The 21,727-nt window shown below is 70.9% G+C and carries 15 protein-coding genes; 7 read left to right on the forward strand and 8 right to left on the reverse strand.

What is annotated here, in order from left to right; genetic code table 11:
* Position 1: 1 nt before the first annotated feature.
* The 4 genes from Q1K70_RS01465 to Q1K70_RS01480 form a co-directional block, all read right to left on the reverse strand.
* Entirely contained in the window at positions 2 to 1,891 is a 1,890-nt protein-coding gene (locus tag Q1K70_RS01465) for an NADH-ubiquinone oxidoreductase-F iron-sulfur binding region domain-containing protein (protein WP_300154739.1), read from the reverse strand.
* A complete protein-coding gene (locus tag Q1K70_RS01470; RefSeq protein ID WP_300154741.1) occupies positions 1,891 to 2,397 on the reverse strand; it encodes an NAD(P)H-dependent oxidoreductase subunit E in 507 nt (168 codons plus the stop codon). The genes Q1K70_RS01465 and Q1K70_RS01470 overlap by 1 nt, the downstream gene beginning before the upstream one ends.
* A gap of 589 nt (positions 2,398 to 2,986) precedes the next feature.
* Positions 2,987 to 5,050, reverse strand: a complete 2,064-nt coding sequence (locus Q1K70_RS01475) for a hypothetical protein (protein WP_300154743.1) — start codon at positions 5,048 to 5,050, stop codon at positions 2,987 to 2,989.
* A gap of 51 nt (positions 5,051 to 5,101) precedes the next feature.
* On the reverse strand, positions 5,102 to 6,736 hold the full coding sequence (locus tag Q1K70_RS01480) for a thiamine pyrophosphate-dependent enzyme (RefSeq protein WP_300154746.1): 1,635 nt from the start codon (positions 6,734 to 6,736) through the stop codon (positions 5,102 to 5,104).
* Positions 6,737 to 6,924: 188 nt separating this feature from the next.
* Between Q1K70_RS01480 and Q1K70_RS01485 the strand changes: the two genes are divergently transcribed.
* The 4 genes from Q1K70_RS01485 (at position 6,925) to murI (ending at position 11,854) form a co-directional block, all read left to right on the forward strand.
* The gene (locus Q1K70_RS01485; protein ID WP_300154749.1) at positions 6,925 to 10,179 is read left to right on the forward strand and encodes a PAS domain S-box protein; all 3,255 of its coding nucleotides are present in this window, start codon (positions 6,925 to 6,927) and stop codon (positions 10,177 to 10,179) included.
* A 77-nt stretch (positions 10,180 to 10,256) separates the two neighbouring features.
* The gene (locus tag Q1K70_RS01490; RefSeq protein ID WP_300154752.1) at positions 10,257 to 10,466 is read left to right on the forward strand and encodes a hypothetical protein; all 210 of its coding nucleotides are present in this window, start codon (positions 10,257 to 10,259) and stop codon (positions 10,464 to 10,466) included.
* A gap of 26 nt (positions 10,467 to 10,492) precedes the next feature.
* The gene (locus tag Q1K70_RS01495) at positions 10,493 to 10,969 is read left to right on the forward strand and encodes an EVE domain-containing protein (protein WP_300154754.1); all 477 of its coding nucleotides are present in this window, start codon (positions 10,493 to 10,495) and stop codon (positions 10,967 to 10,969) included.
* Between the two features lie 78 nt (positions 10,970 to 11,047).
* Positions 11,048 to 11,854: a glutamate racemase gene (gene murI, locus Q1K70_RS01500; RefSeq protein WP_300154757.1), complete on the forward strand. Its 807-nt coding sequence runs from the start codon at positions 11,048 to 11,050 to the stop codon at positions 11,852 to 11,854.
* Positions 11,855 to 11,870: 16 nt separating this feature from the next.
* On the opposite strand, the gene Q1K70_RS01505 is transcribed toward murI, so the two are convergent.
* Positions 11,871 to 12,596 (reverse strand): tetratricopeptide repeat protein, encoded by a 726-nt coding sequence (locus Q1K70_RS01505; RefSeq protein ID WP_300154760.1) that lies wholly within the window; start codon positions 12,594 to 12,596, stop codon positions 11,871 to 11,873.
* 247 nt (positions 12,597 to 12,843) lie between these two features.
* Here Q1K70_RS01505 and Q1K70_RS01510 point away from each other — a divergent pair, with 247 nt between their 5' ends.
* From Q1K70_RS01510 to Q1K70_RS01520, 3 genes are all read left to right on the forward strand, one after another.
* Positions 12,844 to 16,170: a PAS domain S-box protein gene (locus tag Q1K70_RS01510; protein WP_300154763.1), complete on the forward strand. Its 3,327-nt coding sequence runs from the start codon at positions 12,844 to 12,846 to the stop codon at positions 16,168 to 16,170.
* Positions 16,171 to 16,174: 4 nt separating this feature from the next.
* The gene (locus Q1K70_RS01515; protein ID WP_300154767.1) at positions 16,175 to 17,467 is read left to right on the forward strand and encodes a diguanylate cyclase; all 1,293 of its coding nucleotides are present in this window, start codon (positions 16,175 to 16,177) and stop codon (positions 17,465 to 17,467) included.
* Between the two features lie 512 nt (positions 17,468 to 17,979).
* The gene (locus Q1K70_RS01520) at positions 17,980 to 18,069 is read left to right on the forward strand and encodes an LPXTG cell wall anchor domain-containing protein (protein WP_300154770.1); all 90 of its coding nucleotides are present in this window, start codon (positions 17,980 to 17,982) and stop codon (positions 18,067 to 18,069) included.
* A 48-nt stretch (positions 18,070 to 18,117) separates the two neighbouring features.
* Here Q1K70_RS01520 and Q1K70_RS01525 read toward each other — a convergent pair whose 3' ends face one another.
* From Q1K70_RS01525 to Q1K70_RS01535, 3 genes are all read right to left on the reverse strand, one after another.
* A complete protein-coding gene (locus tag Q1K70_RS01525) occupies positions 18,118 to 18,921 on the reverse strand; it encodes an ArsA-related P-loop ATPase (RefSeq protein WP_300154773.1) in 804 nt (267 codons plus the stop codon).
* 25 nt (positions 18,922 to 18,946) lie between these two features.
* Positions 18,947 to 20,857 carry an anaerobic carbon-monoxide dehydrogenase catalytic subunit gene (gene cooS, locus Q1K70_RS01530; RefSeq protein WP_300154776.1) on the reverse strand — a complete coding sequence of 637 codons (1,911 nt, stop codon included), beginning with the start codon at positions 20,855 to 20,857 and terminating at the stop codon, positions 18,947 to 18,949.
* Between the two features lie 209 nt (positions 20,858 to 21,066).
* On the reverse strand, positions 21,067 to 21,727 hold a 661-nt coding region (locus Q1K70_RS01535; protein ID WP_300154779.1), incomplete at its 5' end, for a Crp/Fnr family transcriptional regulator.

The raw sequence follows: 21,727 nt of genomic DNA on the forward strand, positions 1-21,727 counted from the left end.
GCTAGATTCCCTCCACCGCGCCGAACTTGCAAGCCGCCGCGCAAGCGCCGCATTTGACGCAAAGCCCCTCGTCGATGCTGTGGGGCTGCTTTTTCTCGCCCATGATGGCCCCCACCGGACAAGCCTTGACGCACAGGCGGCAGCCCTTGCAGACGGCGGGATCGATGCTCGGACGGGCCAGCGCCTTGCAGCGCCCGGCCCGGCAGCGCTTCTCGAAGACGTGCTCCTCGTACTCGTGGCGGAAGTGCCTGAGGGTGGAGAGCACGGGGTTGGGCGCGGTCTTGCCCAGGCCGCACAAGGAGCCGATCTGCACGGCGTGGCCGAGGGTTTCCAAAAGCTCCAGGGTCTTGGCCGTGCCCCGGCCCTCGATGACGTCGTCAAGCAGCGCCAGGAGCTGCTTGGTGCCCTCGCGGCAGAGCACGCATTTGCCGCAGGACTCGCGCTGGGTGAACTCCATGAAGAACCGGGCCACGGAGACCATGCAGGTCTTCTGGTTCATGACGACCAGGCCGCCGGAGCCGACCATGGCCCCGACGGAGCGCAGGGAGTCGAAATCCATGGGCAGATCGAGCATGTCCGGGGTCAGGCAGCCGCCCGAGGGGCCGCCGATCTGCACGGCCTTGAAGCCGGCCTTCTCGATGTTGCCACGGTCGTCGGTGACGCCGCCGCCGATGTTGAGCACGATCTCGCCCAAGGTGGTGCCGAAGGGCACCTCGATGAGGCCCGTGTTGCAGACGTGGCCGGTGAGGGCGAAGGTCTTGGTGCCCGGGGACTTCTCGGTGCCGAGCTGGCGGTACTTGGCCGCGCCGCCGAGGATTATGCGGGAAATCTGGGCCAGGGTCTCGACGTTGTTGATGATCGTGGGCTTGCGCCACAGGCCCTTCTGGGCCGGAAAGGGCGGCTTGGGCGCGGGCATGCCGCGGCGGCCCTCGATGGAGGCCATCAGTGCCGTCTCCTCGCCGCACACGAACGCGCCGGCCCCTTCCATGACTTCCAGGCGGAAGGACTGGCCCGAGCCGAACAGATCGTCGCCGAGGAACCCGGCGGCCTCGGCGTCGGCCACGGCCTTGCGCATGCGCTTGACCGCCAGGGGATATTCGGCGCGCACGTAGATGTAGCCCTCGTCGGCGCCGATGCCCCGGGCGGCGATCATCATGCCTTCGATGACGCTGTGGGGGTTGCCCTCCATGACCGAGCGGTCCATGAACGCGCCCGGGTCGCCCTCGTCGCCGTTGCAGATGACGTATTTCTTGGCGCTGTCCTGGACGCGGGCCGCCTCCCACTTGCGGCCGGTGGGGAAGCCGCCGCCGCCGCGGCCGCGCAGGCCGGACTCGGAAACGACGTCGCACACGGCCTTGGCGTCCATTTCGGAAAAGGCCTTGCGGGCGGCGGCGTACCCGCCGTGGGCCACGTATTCCTTGATCTCGTCGGGGTCGATGAAGCCGCATTCCTTGAGCACGTCGCGGCTTTGGCGCTGGTAGAAGGGAATCTGGTCCGGGCCCAGGCACTTCTCCCTGGACCGGGGCTCGACGTAGAGCAGGCGCTCGACGGGCTCGCCCTTAAGGAGCGTCAGGCCCACAATATCGGCGACGTCCTCCTCGGTGACTTTCGTGTAGAGGATGTTCTCGGGCAGGATGGTGACGAGGGGGCCCATCTGGCAAAAGCCCTGGCAGCCGCTGTGGGACAGGCGCACGCCGTCGCCGTGGCCCTCGGGCTTGAATTCGAGAACCACGTCGAGGCCGGCCTCGGCCATCTGTTTCTCCAGGGCGTCGAGCACCTTCCTGGAACCGTTGGCCACGCAGCCGGTGCCGGCGCAGACGATGACCCGGCGCAGACCCGAGGCCGCTTCGCTGCCCGGGGCCTTGGCGGAATCCTGAATGGGACCTTCCATTATTGCAGCTCCTTGGCGCGGATGGCGTCGACAAGCGACACGGCGCGGTCCGGGGTCATCTGGCCGTAGACGTCCTCGTTGATGACCATGACCGGGGCCAGGCCGCAGGCCCCCAGGCAGGCCACGGTCTCCACGGTGAACAGCATATCCGGGGTGGTGCCCTTTTCCTCGGTCACGCCCAGGCGGGCGCGCAGGGCGTCCAGGATGGGGATGGAGTGCTTGACGTGGCAGGCGGTGCCGTCGCACAGGCGCACGATGTACTTGCCCTTGGGGGTGAGCGCGAAGTGGGCGTAGAAGGTGGCCACGCCGAAGACGTTGGCCTCGGGGATGCCCAGGGAGGTGGCCACGTAGGAGAGCACTTCCTCGGGGAGGTAGCGGTACTCTTCCTGCAGGGCCTGCAGAATGGGCACCAGCCGGGCGGGGTGGCGACCGTAGTGGTCGAGAATGCCGCACAGCTTCTGGAATTTGGTTGTTTCCGCCAGGGAGGCGGCCATGTTCGGCTCCATCCGTTGATCTCCTTTTCGACTGCAAGCGTTTATCGGAGTCTACACGCCGGGTATTTCGTCACTCGCCTCCGCCCTGGCCGCCGTGTCCGCGCGCCTGGCCATGCGGCGGCCGGGGCGCAACACCCGAAAACGCCTCGCCGCCGTCGCCGCCCGAAAGCCCCCGGGTACGACGCAAGGCAGCGCCGCCCCTCACGGGGAGCATCGGGAATCGATCGTTTCATCGAACCAGGGTCATTTGCCGGCGGGGGCGCGAAGGATAGGCTGCGCAACCGCCGGTATGCAGTGCAGCAAAATGCATGCTACGGGCGGGAGCGCCGGTTGCGGGCTCGGGTTAGCGCTCTTTTTTCATTGATGAAATTGACCGGAAAGCCGTCACGGACCGCATCGGTTTCCGGGGCTGGCGGGGAGGCACTTGTTGCGTATTCGCATCATACCATGCAAATATGCAACATACCTGACCGCGTCGATGGTGTTTCTGCAACACGACATGGCGGCTGGCAGACGATTCTGCGGCAAATCTGCAACGCGTCGCACCCCCCGATCACCGGCTCCCGGACGAGCCCCGGGTTCCCGGTCGCCCCATGCCGCGTCAGGGTCCCTCACGATCGCGCAGCGTCAGCAGCATGGCCGCGCCGTCGCCGGTCCACAGCCTGGCGCTGCCGGACAGCGTGAAGCGGACGAAGAAGGAGGCCGCGTCGGGCGCGAAGCCGGCCTCCAGGCAGGGCTCGAAGAGCCCGGTGGCGTTGTCGTTTCCCGACCCGGCGTAGCGGGCGAAGGGGTGGTAACTGACGCCGTCGGCGGACCAGGAGGCCTCGACGAAGCTCTCCGGTCCGGGCGAGGACACTTTGGGGTAGAAGGTCAGCCCGGCCCGGGCCACCGGTCGCGGCGCGGCCACGGCGTAGACGATCTCGGCCGTTTGCGCCTCGGCGCGCCGGCCGACGAAGCGCGCCCCGAAGCCCGTCCCGGCCTCGACGCCCCGGCTTTCGGCCAGGCGCACCGGCCCGGCCGCCGCCGGGGCCAGGGGGTCGGCCAGCACCACGATGTCCCCCTGCTTTGGCCGGTAGACGGCGTAGTCGGGCAGGGTCTCGGCCAGGGCGTAGGTGTTCTCGATGGCGCGCAGGACCTGCGGGTCCTGGAAGGTGGGGCGCAGCACCACCACCGGGAACCGCCGGGCGGCGATGTCCCGGGCCAGCCGGGAATCCCCGAAGGACCACAGCCCGACCCGCTCGAAGAACTGGCTTTCCGTGGCGTCGAAGAAAAAGAGCTTCCCGCCGCCGCCGGCCAGAAGCGGCGCTGCCCCCTCGGCGTTGACCAGGGCCTCGGCCCCGCCCACGGCGCGCCTCAGAGCCTCGTCCCGGGCGGCGGCCGCGGCCGCGCCCCCCTCCCCGGCCGCGTCCCGGGGCACGGGCGTCAGGGGCGAGAGGAGCAGGGCCAGGGCCAGGGCCGCAGCCCGGCCGCGCTCCCCGGCCGCCCGCAATTCGCCCAGGAGCGCGCCGGCCCGCAGGGTCAGGATGATGCAAAAGCCCAGGAAATAGTTGGTGTCAGCGCCCCAGGTCGCCACGAGCTTGACTAGGAAGGGCGCATGGACCAGGGCCAGCCAGTCCAAAAGATGCAGCCGACGCCGCCGGACGTCGTCGGCCAGGGCCAGGAGAAAAAGGGCGAGAAGCCCCCAGTAGGCCCGGGCAAAGGCGGCCAGGCGCGGCCAGGCGTTGTCCAGGTTGGTGATGGAGGCGTCGGCGGCGAGCCGGGCCGGGTAGATGACGCAGTGGAGCAAAAAGGCCCCGTCCGTGATCCGGTACAGGGCCGCGCCGGCCGCCAGGCCCATGACCCCGGTCAGCGCGGCGAAACGCAGGCAAAGGCCCACACTCGCCTGCCCGACCAGACAGGCGGTGACCAGTCCGCAGCACACGGCCACGGTCTGCTGCTTGGTGAAAAGCGCGGCGGCCATGCACACGGCGGCGGCCACCGGCCAGTCCCGGGTCACCCGGTCCCTGGCCTTGGCCGCGAAAAGCCCCGTCGCGGCGAAGGCCAGGGACCAGGCGAGCAGGTCCGGCCGGATCTGGCGGATGTAGCCGGCCATGTAGGGCCCGGCAGCGAAGCTCAAGGGGACTAGGGCGGCCAGAAACAGGCTTCGCGCCTCGCGGCGGGTGATCCAGGCCATGACGCCCAGAAGCCCGGCCCAGCCGACGTAGCTCACCAGATGCCCGCCGCCGGCCACGTCGCCCGGGACCACGGTCCGGGCGGCCAGGGCGGCCAGGGAATGGTAGATGGGCGTGTAGAGCGTCACCAGGAACGGGTAGTCCCGCATGTCCGGATAGATGCCGCGCCCCTGGGTCAGGAGCCAAATCTTGACCGTTTCGCGGCCGTCGATGAGGGAGGGCACGAGGCCGTGGACCAGGGCGTCGCGGGCGCCGCGCAGCTCGGCGACCACGTCCGGCGCGATGCCGAGGAGCAGCCAGGCGCACAGGAAGCCGCCAAGGCCCGAAAGCAGCGCCCGCCGTCCCGCGAACGCGCCCGTGAAGGACAGGGCGAGGCCGGCCAGGGCGCAGGCGGCGTAGAAGGTCGGGAAACGTCCCGCCAGGAAACCGGGGACGGCCCAGGCAAGGGTCAGGGCGAGGCCCGCGCCGATCCAGGGGATGGCGCGTCGCGGCATGCGGTCGTCCATGCGTTCCGAAGGGTTGGAGTTGGGGAAGCAGCGCCTGCCTTACCCCGAGGCCGGGGCCGCGTCCACTCCTTGGGGGAGCCCCGGCGACGCCGGGGCGGCGCAACGCACCTGCGCCAGGCACGGTCCCGGCCCGGCCAGGCCCTCGGCCAGGGCGGCGTCGAGCTCCCCGGCGCGGGCCACGGTCAGGCCCCGCGCGCCCAGGGACCGGCCCAGCGCGGCGAAGTCGACCCCGCACGCGGCCGGCGAGCCCTGGCCGAGCACCACGAACAGGACCGGCAGGCCGAGGCGCGCCGCCGTGACGACCTCCGCGCCGAGGGACAGCATGCCCGATACGTCCGTCACGCAGGCCACGGGGCGTTGCGGCAAGGCGAGCCGGACGCCCACGGCCGCCGCCACGGCCCAGCCCGCCGGCGCGACCTCCGAGGCCGTGAAATAGGCTTGGGGCCGATAGACCGTAAAGGCGCGGGTGAAGACCTGCCGCACCGGCCCCGGATCGACGACGAGACAGCCGTCGCGGGATAGCGCCCGGCGCAGGGCCTCGGCCACGGCAGGCGGGGACGGCGCGGCCTCGTCCCCGGCCGGGTCCGCCGGTTCAGGACGGCCCGGGACTTCGCCGCGCAGTTGGCGCAGCCAGGCGGCACGGGCCTGGTTGCCCGCCCGCAGCCGGTTGATCCTGGCCGAGCCGCCCTCCAGCATGAGCGTAAGCGCCGTGCGGCAGTCCCCGGCCACGGGCACGTCCACGCCGAAGGAACGGCCGATGACGCCGGGGTCCGCGTCCACCTGGACCAGCCGGCGCGAAGGAGCGGCCAACCTCTCCCAGTCCGGGCCGTCCTCCTCGGGCAGGCCGCAGCCGAGGACCACCAGGGTCTCCAGACGCGGCGACAGCAGCGCCCCGGCCGCCGGATCATGTCCGCCCGGGCCGAAGACGCCGAGATGCAACCGATGGTCGCCGGGAAAGGCCCCCTTGCCCCGCGCCGTGGTGGCCACGGGAATCTCGAACTGCTCGGCAAAGGCGATGAGCCGCCGCACAGCCCCGTCCCGTTCCACCCCGGCCCCGGCCAGCACGGCCAGGCGCGTCGGCGTGAAATCGCCGCCTTCCGGCACGAGGACGCGCCACAACCGCTCCACGGCCGCCGCGTCCGCGTAGCGCGGCCGGTAGACGGCCTCGTCCAGGGGCGTCCAGGCCCCGTCCCCGGGCGCGTCCGGCGTGCCGTCGGCAGGCAGGCCAAGGAGCGTCGGCCCCTGCGCCCCGGCCAGCATCCGGGTCAGGGCGGCCCGCAGACGGCCCTGGAGCCGGCGCGGGTCTTCCACGATGTAAGACGCCGCCATGGCCGGAGCCAGCAAGGAAGGCCCGTTTGCGAGGGACGCGGCAAGATCGGGAGACGCGGAAATGAAAAGCACGGGCGAGGCGTCGGCCCGGGCCGCTGCCGCCGCCGGGGCCATGGCCGCGGCCTGCGCGGCGTCTGCCGCCAGGCAGACGCCGAAGCGGCCCGTGGCCCGGGCGTGGCCGTCGGCCATGCAGGCCGCGCCCAGGGGCTGGGCGGCCTCGACGAGGACGACGGAGCTTTGCGCCGCATCGGGCGGGCAAGAGCCGGCCATGCTTCGCGACGCGGCGAACGCGTGGCGCAGGCCTTCGGCGGCGAGGACAGGAAAGAGGCTGACGGCGGCGCGCATCTCCCCTCCGGGATGAACGTTGCACCTCAAGCGACATGATGCGCCCGGGGAGACAGCGGCGTCAAGGCCGCCCCATGCCGGCCGTTGCCTGGCCCCGGCGACCAATGCTAATGTAAGTGCAACCCGTCTTGAAAAAAGGTCGTCGTGTGCGGCCGGATGTTTTCGTGCACGAAGCGGAGGCAGGAGGCATGAGCGACAGCGACGCCGCCCCGAACAGGCGCGGGCATACGCCGCCCGAGAACGGCCCGGGGGCGGACGATTCCGGCACTGCCCGCTCCGGGGCGTCGGCAACCGAACGCGACGCCGCCGAGCGCGAGCATATGGACGAGGAACTGCGGGAAAGCGAGGCCCGCTTCCGCAAGCTCTTCGAAAACGCCCCCCTGGCCTACCAGTCCCTGGACGTCGACGGCCGCATCCTCGACGTCAACCGGAAGTGGCTCGACACCCTGGGCTACGAAAAGCACGAGGTGGTGGGCCGATCCATCTGCGACTTCCTGCCGTCGGAGTTCGTCGGGCATTTCCAGCGCAACTTCCCGCAGTTCAAGGATGCCGGCGTCATCGACGACGTCGTGTTCGAACTGCTGGCCAAGGACGGCCGCCTCGTGCGAGCGAGCTTTTCCGGCCGCATCCAGCGCGACGCCGCCGGGGGCTTCGAGCGCACCCATTGCATCTTCACGGACGTCACCGAGCGCTCCCGGCTGGAGGTGGCCCTCAAGGAATCGTCCGATCGACTGGTTCTGGCTCTCGACACGGCCCGGGCCGGCATCTGGGAATGGAATCCGCAGACCAGGGAGAGTGCGTGGTCCGACCAGGTATGGGACCTCCTGGGCCTGGACAAGTCGACCTCGCTGCATGCCCAAAAGGCCTGGCAGATGGCCGTGCATCCCGCGGACCGAAGCGCGGCCGAGGCGGCCTTCCTGGCGGCCCAGGCCAGCGGCAGCCCCATCACCGCGGAGTGGCGCACGGCCCTGCCCAAGGACCGGGAGCGCTGGATGCTGTCCGTGGGCCGCCCGGTGCTCGACCCCGACGGCGGCGTGCGGTGCTACCGGGGCATCCTCCTCGACGTCACGGAACGCAAGAATGCGGAACGCCAGCTCGCCGCCACCCTGGACAGCATCGCGGACGGCGTGCTCTCCTTCGACGCCCGCTGGCGCTACCTCTACGTCAACCCCTGCGCCGAGCGGCTCCTCGGCATGCGCCGGGAATCCCTGCTCGGCAAGGTCTGCTGGGACGTCTTTCCGGTGCTCCTCGGCTCCTTCTTCGAGACCGAATGCCGCCGGGCGGCCGCCGGCGAGCCCAGGGACTTCGAATACTACTACGCGCCCTGGGGACGTTGGTTCCACAACCGCTGCCGTCCCCGCGAAGACGGGGGCCTGACGATCTATTTCCAGGACGTCACCGAACGCAGAAAGGCCAAGGACGCCCTGCGCCAGGCGGAACAGGAGTTGCGCAGCGCCCAGCGTCTGGCCCATGTCGGCAGCATCTATTATGACGCCCGCACCGGCCTCAGCACCGCCTCCGAGGAGCTGCGCGCCATCTTCGGGCTGCCCGCCAGCGCGCCCCTGCCGTCGTTCGACGAACAGCGCGGCCGCCTGTACCCGGAACAGGACTGGCTGCGCTTGAACGCGGCCCTGGAGGACGCCCTGCGCACGGGGCGGGGCTTCAGCCTGGATCTGCAGGCCCTGCGCGACGGCGAGCCCATCTGGATCAGCTCCCGGTGCGAGGTGGTCAGGGACGCCGACGGCCGCATCGCCGGGCTGCGGCGTACCATGCAGGACATCACCGAACGCAAGACCATGGAGCAGGCCCTGGCCTTCGTGGCCACCTGCGGCCACGCCCAGGACGGCCGGGACTTCTTCCAGTCCCTGGCCGAATACCTGGCCAAGGCGCTGCGGGTCGAATTCGTGTGCGTCGACCGGCTGGAGGCCAACGGCCGGCGCGCCGCCACCCTGGCCGTGTACCACGACGGCCGTTTCGAGGACAACATGGCTTACGACTTGGCCGACACGCCCTGCGGCCTGGCCCTCGGCAACGCCGTGCTGAGCTTTCCCCGGGGCGTGCAGGCGCTTTTCCCCAAGGACGGGATGCTGGTCGACCTGCAGGCCGAGAGCTACGTGGGCGTCACCCTGTGGGACAGCGCCGGCCGCCCGAACGGCCTCATCGCCGCCGTGGGCCGCAAGCCCCTGACCAACCAGCGCCTGGTCGAGTCCATGCTGACCATGGCCGGGGCCCGGGCCGGCAGCGAACTGGAGCGGCGGCAGGCCGAGGAGGCCCTGGTCACGGCCAAGGAGGCGGCCGAGATCGCCAACCGCGCCAAGTCGGAATTCCTGGCCAACATGAGCCACGAGATCCGCACGCCCTTAAACGGCGTGCTCGGCATGCTCCAGCTCATGGGCACCACGCGCCTGGACCCCGAGCAGGCCGAGTACGTCCAGGCCGCCACCCTGTCCTCCCTGCGCCTGACGCGCCTGCTCTCCGACATCCTGGACCTCTCCCGCATCGAGGCCGGCAAGCTGATCATCAAGGAGGCCCCGTTCGCCCTGGCGGGCCTGCGCGGGGCGGTCCTGGACCTTTTCGCCGCGACCGCCCGGGACAAGGGCATCGACCTGATCTTCGACGTGGATTCGCGCCTGCCGGCCGAGCTCGTCGGCGACGAGGTCCGGCTGCGCCAGATCCTGTTCAACCTCGTGGGCAACGCCGTCAAGTTCACGGAAGCGGGCTCCGTGCGGGTGGAAGCCTCCCTGGTGCGCCACGAGACAGCCCGGGTCCGAGTGCTTTTTTGCGTCGTGGACACGGGCATCGGCATTCCTCCCGAGCGGCTCGACGAGGTCCTCGAACCCTTTGTCCAGGGCGATGGGGCCTACACCCGCCGGTTCCAGGGCGCAGGCCTGGGCCTTTCCATCGTGCGCCGCCTGGCCCGGCTCATGGACGCCGACCTGACCATCGACAGCGAGGAAGGCCAGGGCGCGTCGTTTTGCCTGTCCCTGGCCCTGGGCCTGCCCGGGGTCCAGCCCACCCGGGAACGCCCGACCCCGCCCGAACCGGGGCCGGGAAAAAAGCTGCGCATCCTGCTGGTGGAGGACGACATGGTCAATCTCCTGGCCGGCAGGCGCATGCTCGAAAAACTCGGCCACGACGTGGTCACGGCCGAAAACGGCCGCCAGGCCCTGGCCCGTTTGCAGGAAAGCGCCATCGACCTCGTGTTCATGGACATCCAGATGCCCGTCATGGACGGCCTGGAGGCCACCCGGGCCATCCGGGCCGGCCGGACGCCCCGGCCGGACGTGCCCATCGTGGCGCTCACGGCCTGCGCCATGCCCGTGGACCGGGAGCGCTTCCTGGCCGCCGGCATCGACGACCACGTGTCCAAGCCCGTGGAGACGGGCGCCCTGGCCGAGGTCATCCGCCGCGTCGCGGCCCGGAGCGGCAAGGCCCCGGCCTGACCCGACCGGCCATTGCCCGGGGCCCTGTCATTGGGATATGCTCGCCGGCGGGGCATTCCCCCGCCAAGGAGGACGACATGTCGCACGAGAAAGCCGTTTTCGAGGCCACCTGCCCGGGTTGCGGCGAAAAGGTCCGCGTCGAGGCCGGCCGAAAGGACGTGGCCGGGAGCCAGGCCCGCGTGGAAACGACCTGCCAGCGCTGCCTGGGCCGGTTCGAGGCCATCGCCGAACTCGACTGCCTGGAGTGGGACGACGCCTGCAAGACCGAGATCGGCCGCCTGGGCTAGACCGACATTTTTTCCGAGAGGACTCCATGCCGCGCCACTGGCTGCTCAAGACCGAACCGGGCTGCTTTTCCATCGACGACCTGGCCGCCGCCCCGGGCCAAACCACCGCCTGGGACGGGGTGCGCAACTATCAGGCCCGCAACTTCCTGCGCGAGATGGCCGTGGGCGATCTGGCGCTTTTCTATCACAGCGTCGTCAATCCCTCGGCCGTGGGCGTGGCGGAAATCGTGCGCGAGGCCTACCCGGACCCCACGGCCCTGGACCCGGACGACCGCCATTTCGACCCCAGGGCCACGCCCGAAGACCCGGTCTGGTTCATGGTGGACGTGCGTCTCGCCGCTCGCTTCGCCGCGCCGGTGACGCTTGCCGCCATGCGCCGTGAGCCGGAGCTTGCCGGCATGGAGCTTTTGCGCAAGGGCTCGCGCCTGTCGGTCATGCCCGTTTCGGCCGAGGAGTTCGCCCTGGTCCGCCGCCTGGGCGGCCTTGGGCCACAAAAGGCTTGACGCCGCCCCCGGACCGGGGTGTAGCGCGGTCGTGCGCATGACGCCCCGGCGTCGAATCCGCGCCCAAAGGCCCTTTCCGTGCACTGCGACGCAACCTGCCCCATCGGCATCTTCGACTCGGGCGTCGGCGGCCTCACCGTGGCCCGCGCCGTCATGGACCGCCTGCCGAGCGAACGCATCGTCTATTTCGGCGACACCGCCCGCGTGCCCTACGGCGTCAAGTCCCCGGACACCGTGGCCCGCTACGCCGCCCAGATCACCCGTTTCCTGCTGGCCAAAAACGTCAAGCTCCTGGTCGTGGCCTGCAACACCATGGCCGCCGTGGCCCTGCCGGCCATCGCCTCCATCTCGCCCGTGCCCGTCATCGAGGTCATTTCGGCCGGCGCGAAAAGCGCCCTGGCCGTGACCAAGACCCGGCGCATCGGCATCATCGCCACGCCCTCCACCGTGGCCAGCCGGGCCTACGAAAAGGCCCTGGAACTCTACGGCGGGCCGGACGTCCAGGTGATCGCCAAGGCCTGTCCGCTCTTCGTGCCCCTGGTGGAGGAAGGCTGGCTCGACCATCCGGCCACCCGCATGGTGGCCGAGGAGTACCTGCGCCCGGTGCTCGAGGAGCGCCCCGACACCCTGATCCTGGGCTGCACCCACTATCCGCTTCTGGCCCCGCTTCTGGCCTCGGTGACCGGGCCGGAGGTGCGCCTGCAAGACTCGGCCACGGCCATGGCCGACCGGGCCGCCGCCGTGCTGGCGGAGCTCGGCCTGGCCCGAAACGACGGCCCGCCGCGCCACGTCTTCCACGTCACGGACATGCCGCTACGCTTTCGCGAGATCGGCGAACGGTTCCTGGGTCGTCCCATGGAGGACGTGCGCCTGGAGAAGATGTAGCCGGAAGGTTCGGGTCCTACGGATGCGTGGCGCCGCCGGCTCCCTGGGCCGGGGCGGGCGCGGCGGCGGCCGGCGCGGGCGCGCCTTGGGGCTGGGGCTTTGGCGCGGGTTTCGGCCCGGGCTTTAGCGCGGGCGGCTCGGCCGGAGGGGTTTCGGCCCGGGCGCAGGACACGCGGGCGTTTTTGTATTCCGTCACGGCCGGGGCGTAGGATGGGTCGAGGATCATGGCCTTGCGATAGGCGGTCAGGCCCTCGCGGCAGTCGCCGGCGATCATGGCCAGATTCCCGAGATAATACTGGACTTGGGCGCTCCTGGAGCCGCGCCGGACGGCCTCGGCCAGCCGCTGCCCGGCGGCGTCGCGGCGGCCGGCCGCGTACAGGGCGATGCCCAGGGCCTCCAGTGGCCTGGGGTCGTTCGGGTCGCGCGCGGCGGCCTCGCCCAGCGCGTTTTCGGCCCGGGCGAGGTCGCCCGTCTTGGCCGCGCACAGGCCGAGGTAGAGCCGGGCCTCGACCGAGCCGTCGTCCAGGCGCGCCGCCTCGGCCAGCTCGTCCATGGCCTTGGCGCAGTCCCCGGCGGCGGCGGCCCGCTTGCCCGCCTCCAGGCGCGAGGCGGCCGCGGGCGCGGCCGGGACCGCGGCCGTCGTCCCCACGGGCGCAGACGAAGGCTGCTTCTGGCAACCGCAAAGGACAAGGGCCAGAGCCGCCGCCACAAGGGCGAACCTGGGAAAAGTGCCACCGTGCATGCGCGCCTCCCGATAGCGCCGCCCCGTCCCCGCGACGGCGTGGCGCGGCCTGGGCTGTAGCGCCGGCCCCGGGCCGTGTCAACGACCGCCCCCCTTGACCCCTGGACCGCCTCCCCATAATGAGAATCGAGACTCCGGTTCCTGCGGACCGGGTCGCCGTCCCTGGAGTCGCCGTGAATCGTCGCATAGCTTCGCCCACTTCCCTTGCCGGACGTCGCCGCCACGACGCCCCCGCTTTTCCGTCTGCATGAACGGCCCCGGCGACGCGCCCAAACCGTCCCCAGCCCGAAACGCGGCCCTCCTTCCCGTCCTGGCCGGCCTGGCGGCCCTGGCCGCGCCGGCCGTGCTGGCCGCCTGCGGCCTGCTGGACCGCGCCGCCTTCCATGCCCTGACGCAAATGGCCTGCCTTGCCGCCGCCGCGGCGATGTTTCTGGTGCTGTGGAACGCCCGCCGCTACCTGGAGCGCAATTTCTTCGTGCTGCTGGGGCCGGCCTTCCTGGCGGCGGCCGGCATCGCCGCCCTCCACGTCCTGGCCGCCCCGGGCCTGCTGCGCCTTCCCCTGTCCCGGGACATGGTCCAGGCCCTGCCCGTGGCCGGCGACCTGGGGCTGGCCGTCGCGCTGTGCGCCGGGGCCTGGATTTCGCCGAAAGGACACCTGGACGCCTGGGCGGCCCTGGCTCTGGTGGCCGGAGGCGACCTCGTTCTGTGGCTGCTCCTGGGCCTGGCCCCGGCGATCGACCCCCAGGCCGGCCCCTCCCTGGCCGGCCTGGCCCATCCGGCCGCCCTGGCGCTTTTCGCGGCGGCCGCCCCGGCCCTGCTCCGGGACCGGGCCAGCCTCGGCCGGGACGTGACCCGGCCGGTCCTCGGCATGCTGACCTGCCTGGCCCTGGCCGAGGCGGCCTCCGTCTTGGGGGACCGCTCCTTGTGGCCCGACCTCCTCGGCCACACGGCCAAGCTCGTGGGCTATTGCCTGGGCTGCCGGGCGGCCGTTGTGGCCGCCGTGGCCCGGCCCCATCAGCGCCTGCGCCACGAAATCGCTCTGCGCGAGACGGAGCTGGCCGCGCGCCTGGCCCGCCTGGGGGCCCAGTCCCAGGCCGTGCTCGAACTGACCCGGCTCAAGGCCCTGGAGGGCGGCGCATTCGACGATTTCGCCCGCACGCTTCTGGCCCGGGCCATGGCCGTGCTGCACCTGGAAAGGGCCAGCATATGGCTCCTGTCTCCGGACGGGGACCGCCTGGTCTGCGCCCTGGGCGTCGGGGCCGCCGCCATCGAGGAGGGCCAGGTCCTGGACCTGGCCGGCCTGTCGGATTATCGCGACGCTCTGACCCACGAACGGGTGTTGGCCGTCCACGACGCTGCGACCTGGCCCCTGGCCGGGCCGGTGGCCGCGACCCTTCTGACCGCGCGCGGCGTGACGGCCTGCATCGACGCCCCCCTGCGTTTTTCCGGCCGCCTGGCCGGCGCGCTCAAGCTCGAACAGGGCGGCGGGGCCCGCCGCTTCGACGCCGACGAACTGGCCTTCGCCGGCAACCTGGCCGACCTGCTCGTCCTGGCCCGGGAATCTTCCGAGCGCCGCCTGGCCGCCCGCAACCTGGCCGAAAGCGAGCAGCGCCTGCGCTCCCTGGTCGAGGCCATGCCCGACCCGGTCTGCTTCAAGGACGCCGGCGGCCGCTGGGTGGTGGCCAACCAGGCCATCCTCGGGGTGTTCGGCCTGGCCGGCAGGGACTGGGCGGGGCTGACCAGCCGCGAGCTGGCCGAGCGCTGCGCCGGCGACCGGCAGGCCCTGGAAACCCTGGAGGCCGCCGATTTTCGGGCCTGGGCCGCCCGCAGGCCCGACGTCTTCGGCCTGTCCCTGACCACGGCCGGCGGCGAGGTCCGGCACTTCGACGTCATCAAGGCCCCGCTCTTCCACGAGGACGGCCGTCCCAAGGGCATGGTCATCCTGGGGCGCGACGTCACGGCCTACCAAAACGCCCTGGCCCGTCTGGGCGAGACCAACGCCGAGCTGGAGGCCATCTACAACGAGACCTCCGACGGCCTGGTCATCGCCGACATCGGCAGCCGCACGGTGGTGCGCGTCAACGCCGCCGCCTGCCGCATGTTCGGCTACGATTCCCGGGCGCTGACCGCCCTTTCGCCCTGGGACCTGCACCCGGCCGAGGATCGGGAACGCTCCCTCGAACTGTTCGGGGCGATCGCGGCCGGCCGGCTGCGCCTGCTGGAGGACATCGCCTGCCTGCGCGCCGACGGCACGATCTTTTTCACGGACATCTCCGCCCAGTCCATCAGCTACGGCGGCCGGCCGGCCATCCTGGGCTTCTACCGGGACATCACCGAGCGCAGGGCCGCGGACGCGGCCCTGCGGGCCTCGGAGGAACGCTTCCGCCGGGTGTTCAACAGCACCTACGACGCCATCTTCCTGCACGACGCCCGAGGCAACGTCCTCGACCTCAACGACAAGGCCCTGGAACTCTTCGGCCTGCGCCGGGAGGACGCCGCCACGCTCTCCATCGAGCGGGACATCTCCGCGCCGGACAGCCCCATGCAACGGCTGCGCGAAGCCTGGGAGGCCGTCATGGCCGGCCAGGAACGCTTCTTCGAATGGAAGGCCAGGCGGACCCACGACGGCGGAGCCTTCTACGTGGAGGTCTACCTGCGCCGCATCCTGCTCGGCGACCGGCCGGTGATCCTGGCCAACGTGCGCGACGTCACGGAGAGAAAGCGCGTGCTGGCCACCCTGGCCGCCCGGCAGGAGGAGATCACGGCGCTCAACCGGAGCCTGGCCCGCCGGGTGCGCGAGGCCACGGAGAAAAACCGCCAGAAGGACATCCTGCTCCTCAACCGCACGCGCCTGGCCGCCATGGGCGAGATGATCGGCAACATCGCCCACCAGTGGCGCCAGCCCTTAAACGCCCTGTCCATCCTGCTGGCCAACATGCGCTTCGAGCAGGAGGCCGCCTGCGGGGGAGAAACGCCCGAGCTGGCGACCGCCCACCGCCAGGCCGGGGACATCCTGCGCAAGATGTCCGCCACCATCGACGACTTCCGCAACTTCTTCCGGCCCGACAAGCAGCCCGAGGCCTTCTCCGTGGTGGAGGCCGCAAGCGACTCCCTGCTCCTGATCGAGGCGAGCCTGGCCCAGCACGGCATCGCCGTGCGTTTCACGGCCCGCAGCGACCCGCGTGTGGTGGGCTTTCGCGGCGAATTCTCCCAGGTCGTGCTGAACCTCCTCGGCAACGCCAAGGACGCCATAAAGGCCCACCGCGACCGGGGCGGCATCATCGCCATCCGGGTCATGGAACGCCGGGGCATGGCCGTGGTCCATGTCCGCGACAACGGCGGCGGCATCCCCCAAGACGCCCTCCCCCGCGTGTTCGACCCCTACTTCACCACCAAGAGCGACACCGGCGGCACGGGCCTTGGCCTGTACATGTCCAAGATCATCATCGAGGAGCACATGCAGGGCGGCCTGACCGCGGCCAACTTCGCCGGCGGGGCCAGGTTCGCCGTGCGCGTGCCCGTGGCCCCGGCCGCCCCCGGGACGGAACCCAGCCCCCTTTCACCAGGAGAATGACCTCGTGCCCAGAAACGCCGCCTACCAGCAGAAGTACCGACAGCTTTCACGCCTGCACATCCTGGTCGTCGAGGACGACCTCCTCGCCCGGGAGCAGATGGGGCTCATGCTGTCGCGCTTCGCCGGCCGTCTGAGCACGGCCGGGGACGGGGCCGAGGGCCTGGAGCTCTTCAAGCAGGAGCGGCCCGACATCGTGGTCACGGACATCAACATGCCCCGCATGGACGGACTGGACATGGCCGAGGCCATCAAGACCATGGACAAGGCCGTGCCGGTGGTCATGGTCACGGCGCACAGCGACGCCTCCTTCTTCCTGCGCTCCATCGCCATCGGCATCGACGGCTACGTGGTCAAGCCCGTAGAGGCCGAAGCGCTGCTCGGGCTGCTCACCCGGCTGGGCAAGGGACTGGCAGAGGCCCGGGCGGCGGCCAGTCGGGCCCAGCTCTTCCAGTTCACCCTGGACATCAACCCCAACTTCATCCTCACCTGCGACGCGGGCGAGGTGGACTACATCAATCGAACCTTCCTGAATTTCCTGGGCGCGCCGAGCCTGACCGCGCTCAAGGCCGGCAGCCACGCCGGCCGCTTCCTGGAGATCGACGGCCGCCGCCACGATCCGGCCGACCTGGCCTGGGTCAGGCTCATCGGCTCGCGCGAGGGGGCCACGCACCAGGCCGTCTTTTCGCTGCTGCCCGGCGAGAAGGGCCGCCAGCGCACCTTCCTCGTCTCGGCCTCGGACTTCCCGGAACTGGAGCGGCGCATCCTGACGTTCACCGACATCACCCCCCTGGCCGAGGAGCGCCGTGCCCTGCTGCTTCGCGCCGTCACCGACGCCCTGACCGGCATCGCCAACCGGGCCGGCCTCGACGACGTGCTCGAATCCGACCTGCGGCGCGCCATGGCGGAGGACCTCCCCCTGTCCGTGGTCATGTTCGACATCGACCACTTCAAGGCCATCAACGACACCTACGGCCACCAGGCCGGGGACGCGGTGCTGGTGGAGCTGACGCGGCTCGTCGGCGGACACGTTCGGTCCGGGGACACGCTCGGCCGCTACGGCGGCGAGGAATTCCTCATCGTCGCGCCCGGCGCGGACCGGGACGTGGCCGCGCGCCTGGCCGAGCGGCTGCGGACGGTCGTGGAGAAGCACCTGTTCCCGGTCGCGGGCAGCCTGACCTGCAGCTTCGGCGTGGCCCAGGCCACGCTCGGGGAATCCCCCGCCGCCCTGGTGGGCCGGACCGACGAGGCGCTCTATCGGGCCAAGGAGGCGGGTCGCAACCGGGTGGCCGCCGGCTGAGGCCCCGCCGGGACGGATGCGGCGACGGCTGCTCCGCGAGGGCGGGGCACTCGCAGCACTCGATTCATTTCAATCTGGAAATAATTTTATTTTTATAACAATTCGGCTTTGTTAACGACAGAAGCGGCCGGCGCTCCGCCTGCGAATGTGATTTATTTCCCATGAAACCCTTGCCAGCCGGCCGGGCCGGGCGTAGCCCTGGACTTGCGCCCGCCCGACCGGGCGTCCGGCCTGTCGCGTCAGGACAGGGCCGGACGCCGACAAGGCGGCGCGCCGGGTTGTGGGGATGTCGGCCGGCCCTGGAAGCAGCTAACGCGACAACCAATGCCCCTCGTGTCACGTTTTTTTGACCGGAAACCCGCCCCTCGCGGGGCGCAAGCCTGATCGACGAGACCCGGACTCCTTCGAAGGCGCGCCCGGGCCGCGGACGCCACACGAGATCGCCGGACAAAAACCCGGTGGACGACGGCAGCCGCCCGCCGGCGACTTGGGGACGCCCCAAGGAGTCGGACATGAGTCTGATGGATGTCGGCGCCATAGCTGGCGCAGTGGTGTTTCTGGCTCTCTTCGGATTGTTCTTCTGGAAGCGCTGCCTCAAGTAGCGGCGTCACGGGCGTCCGTCCCTCCCGGGGCGGACGCCCGCCTCCTTTTCAGGCCGCCGAACGTTCCCGCTCCAGCCTGGCCAGGAGCGCGGCGCAGGCCGCGTCGGCCACCGCCACGGCATTGAGCGACAGCACCGAGCCGTCCTCGGCCTGTCGGGCGGTCAGCTCCGCCACCAAGGGCACACGCGTGACATCTTCCGGCAGCCCCGGCCGGGCGGCCAGGGCCGTCGCCGCGACGGAAGAAACGCCCCGGGTCAGGGCCAGCGCCTGCCGCGCCAGACCGATCTCGCGCCCCATGGCCGACACCCGCGCCGCCACGTCCAGGGACCGGCGGCTCTCCTCGCTGACCACCACCAGCGCGTCCAGGTCCCCGGCCGTGCCCCGGCCCAGGTGTTCCACGCCGGCCTCGAAGTCGACGAGCACGTGGCCGGGCATGGCCCCGAGCACGTGGCGCAGGACGGCCCGCAGCAGCGTGCCGGCGGCGCAGGCGCAGCCCGACCCGCCCGAAACGACGCCGCCCATGACCAGCAGGCGCTTGCGGCCGACCGTCGCGGCGTAGCGCGGCCCGAGCCCCACGGGCACGTCCACGCCGAGCGCCTCCGGCAGGTCGCCCACCTCCGGGGTAAGCGCCAGAAACGCCCCCTCCCCGATGCGCTCGCGCACGAGCCGCTCGCGCGCGGCCAGGGGGGGCGGCAGCGCCTCGGGCCCCAGGCCGCAGGCCGCGCCGAGCGAGCCGGCCGTGTCCGCATCCACCAGATAGACGTCCTCCCCGCGCCGGGCCAGGTAATCGGCCATCCAGGCGGCCAGGGTCGTCTTGCCCACGCCCCCTTTTCCGGCAAAGGCGATCTTCACGTGAACCTCCGCAACCGGTCTGCGCCTAGGAATAGACCGCGCCGTCGTAGCGGTCGTTGAGCCCCAGGGCCAGGCGCTTGGCCGTGATGCTCCGGCCGATGGCCTCGGCCGCCTTGGCCGCGTCGGACTCCACCATAAAGGCCGCGCCGTAGACGTCCTCCAGGCCGCGCAGGGCCAGGTCGCTCACGAGCGGGCTGCCCAGGATGTTGGGCGGCAGGCCGAGGTGGGTGGGGATGCCGCTGGCCACGGCGTAAAGCCCGATGGCGGCGGCCTTTTCCGAATACCATTCCGGGGCGCTGGCGGCCACGGGCAGGTCGGCGATGTCCACGTCCAGGGCGTCGGCCAGCAGGGCGCACAGGTGGAGGATGCGGGAATTGTCCACGCAGCTGCCCACGTGCAGGACCGGCGGGATGCCGAGGTGGCCGCAGAAGTCGGCCAGACCCGCGCCGGCCTGCTCCGCGCCCGAGGCGTCGAGGAGCCCGGCCTTGCCCATGGCCACCGTGGCGCAGCCCGTGACCAGGACCAGGATGTCCTGCTTGATCAGCTCCCGGGCCAGGCCCACGAGCAGGCTGTCGTGCTTGATCTTGGGGTTGTTGCAGCCGACGATGCCGACCACGCCGCGCACCATGCCGATCTTGACCGCCTTGAGCAGGGGCTCGGGCGTGCCGCCGCAGGCTTCGAGGATGGCCTCGTTGGAAAAGCCGGTGGTGACGGAGACCGGCTCGGCCGGGATCTCCACCCGGGCCGGGTCGCGGCGGGGAAAGGCCTCGATGGCGAGGGCCACCGCCTCGCGGGCCTTTTCCAGGGCGTTTTCCAGGGTGAATTCCAGGTGCGTGGCCCCGGGGAAGCGGGCCTTGTCCGACGTGGTCACGAACCGGGTGTGGTAGCAGGCGCTTATGGGCACAAGGCTCGGCATGACGCACTGGTAGTCCACCACGATCATTTCCACGGCCCCGGTGACCAGGGCCAGCTCGGTCATGAGGTGGTTGCCGGCCAGGGGCACGCCCTGGCGCATGAGCATCTCGTTGCCGGTGCAGCAAAGCCCGGCCACGTTGATGCCCTCGGCCCCGGCCGCCCTGGCGGCGGCGAGCATGTCGGGCTCGCCCGCGGCGGCCAGGATCATTTCCGAAACCACGGGGCTGTGGCCGTGGACCAGGATGTTGACCTTGGTCTTCGAGAGCACGCCGAGGTTGGCCTCGGCCTTGGCGGGCTTTGGCGTGCCGAAGAGCACGTCCGAGAGCTCGGTGCCGATCATGGAGCCGCCCCAGCCGTCGGCCAGGGCCGTGCGGGCGGCGTGCAGGCAGATGGAGGCCGGGTCGCAGTCCACGCCCATGTGGGTGCGGTGGAGCATCTCCACGCATTCGCGGTCGATGCCGCGCGGGGTGGAGCCGGTCTTTTCCCAGATGGCGCGTCGCTTTTCCGGCGCCCGGGAGACGAAGGCGAGCGCCTTGCCGCGCATGGCGTAGTCCGCGAAGAGGACCTCGGCCAGGGCGCGGGCCTGCGCGGCCGTGTCCAGGCCGGCGACGTCGATGCCGCACTCGACGCACAGGCGCGCGAGCTTTTGCGGATCGCGCACGGCATAGGCCGGGGCCGTGCCCGTGCCGACGCCGTGCAGGGCCTCCAGGAGGTCGCGGCCGTGGTCGCTGTGGGAGGCCGCGCCGGCGGCGATGAACCGGCCGAAATTGCGGGCCACGGTCAGGTCCGCGTCGGCCCCGCACACGCCAAGCCGGCGCTTGGGGCCCTTGGTGTTGATGCGGCAGGGGCCCATGACGCACTTGTTGCACGTCAGGCCCTGGTCGCAGAAAGCGCACTGGGGGGTCTGCTCCTCGAGCCTGTCCCAGACGGTGGTCACCCCGTCGCGGGCGGCCTTTTCGAGCATCCTTTGGGCGTCCTCCCAGAGGGAGCGTTCCTCGACGGATTTCGGTTCCTTGGCCATGCGATCCTCCCGTGATGCCGTCTCCGCAGCGCGGTCGCGCCCGGAGCGTCGAATGCGGGCCAAGGGTTACTTTTTTGGCAAAACGGCGTCTGTCAGATGGCCGACAAATGGCCGCATCTCCAGGCCCGTCGGCGGGACAAGGAAAGAGATGCCTCATGATTCAGGGCTATTGCCCGGATCGTGGGGAGCAAAAATTTCCGAGAAAAAAACTAGGATTCCGCCAGGGCTTCCAGGGCGGGCAGGTCGGGCACGCAGATGACGCCGCGCGCCTTGAGGGTGATCACGCCCTCGCGCTCCAGGACGTTGAGCAGCGAGGACACGGTCTGGCGCGAGGAGCCCACGATGCTGGCCAGCTGTTCGATGCTGAGCCCATGGTCGAAGCAGACGGCCCCCTGCCCGCCGGCCTGGGCGCGCCTCGCCTCCAGGAGCAGAAGCTGCACCAAGCGCTTGCGCACGTCGTGGAAGGCCAGGCCGTCGATGACTGTGAAGGCGTGGGAAAGCAAGTCGCCGAGCACCTTGACCATGGAAGTGGTCAGGGCCGGCATGGCGGCCAGGAAGCGGCGCACGGCGGCGATGTCGGCCACCAGGATCTCCAGGTCGTCCAGGGCCGAAACGTGGGCCCGGGTGTGGGTGGTGTAGACGTCGCCCACATCCAGGATGGCCATGGTGAATTCCTTGTCCCGGTAGGCCAGGTAGACCCTGGCCCGGCCGCGCACCACGATGAAGAGCCGGTTTTTCGCCTCGCGCGGGGAGAAGACCTGCCGGCCCTTGGCGTAGCGGCGCGTCACGAAGGCCCGCCGCACCTCGGCGAATTCGGGCTGGTCGAGTTCCGCCAGCAGGTCGGCGTCGGTCAGGCGCATGGGCTTCCCC

It is taken from the genome of Solidesulfovibrio sp. (assembly GCF_029978005.1).
GTDB lineage: Bacteria > Desulfobacterota > Desulfovibrionia > Desulfovibrionales > Desulfovibrionaceae > Solidesulfovibrio.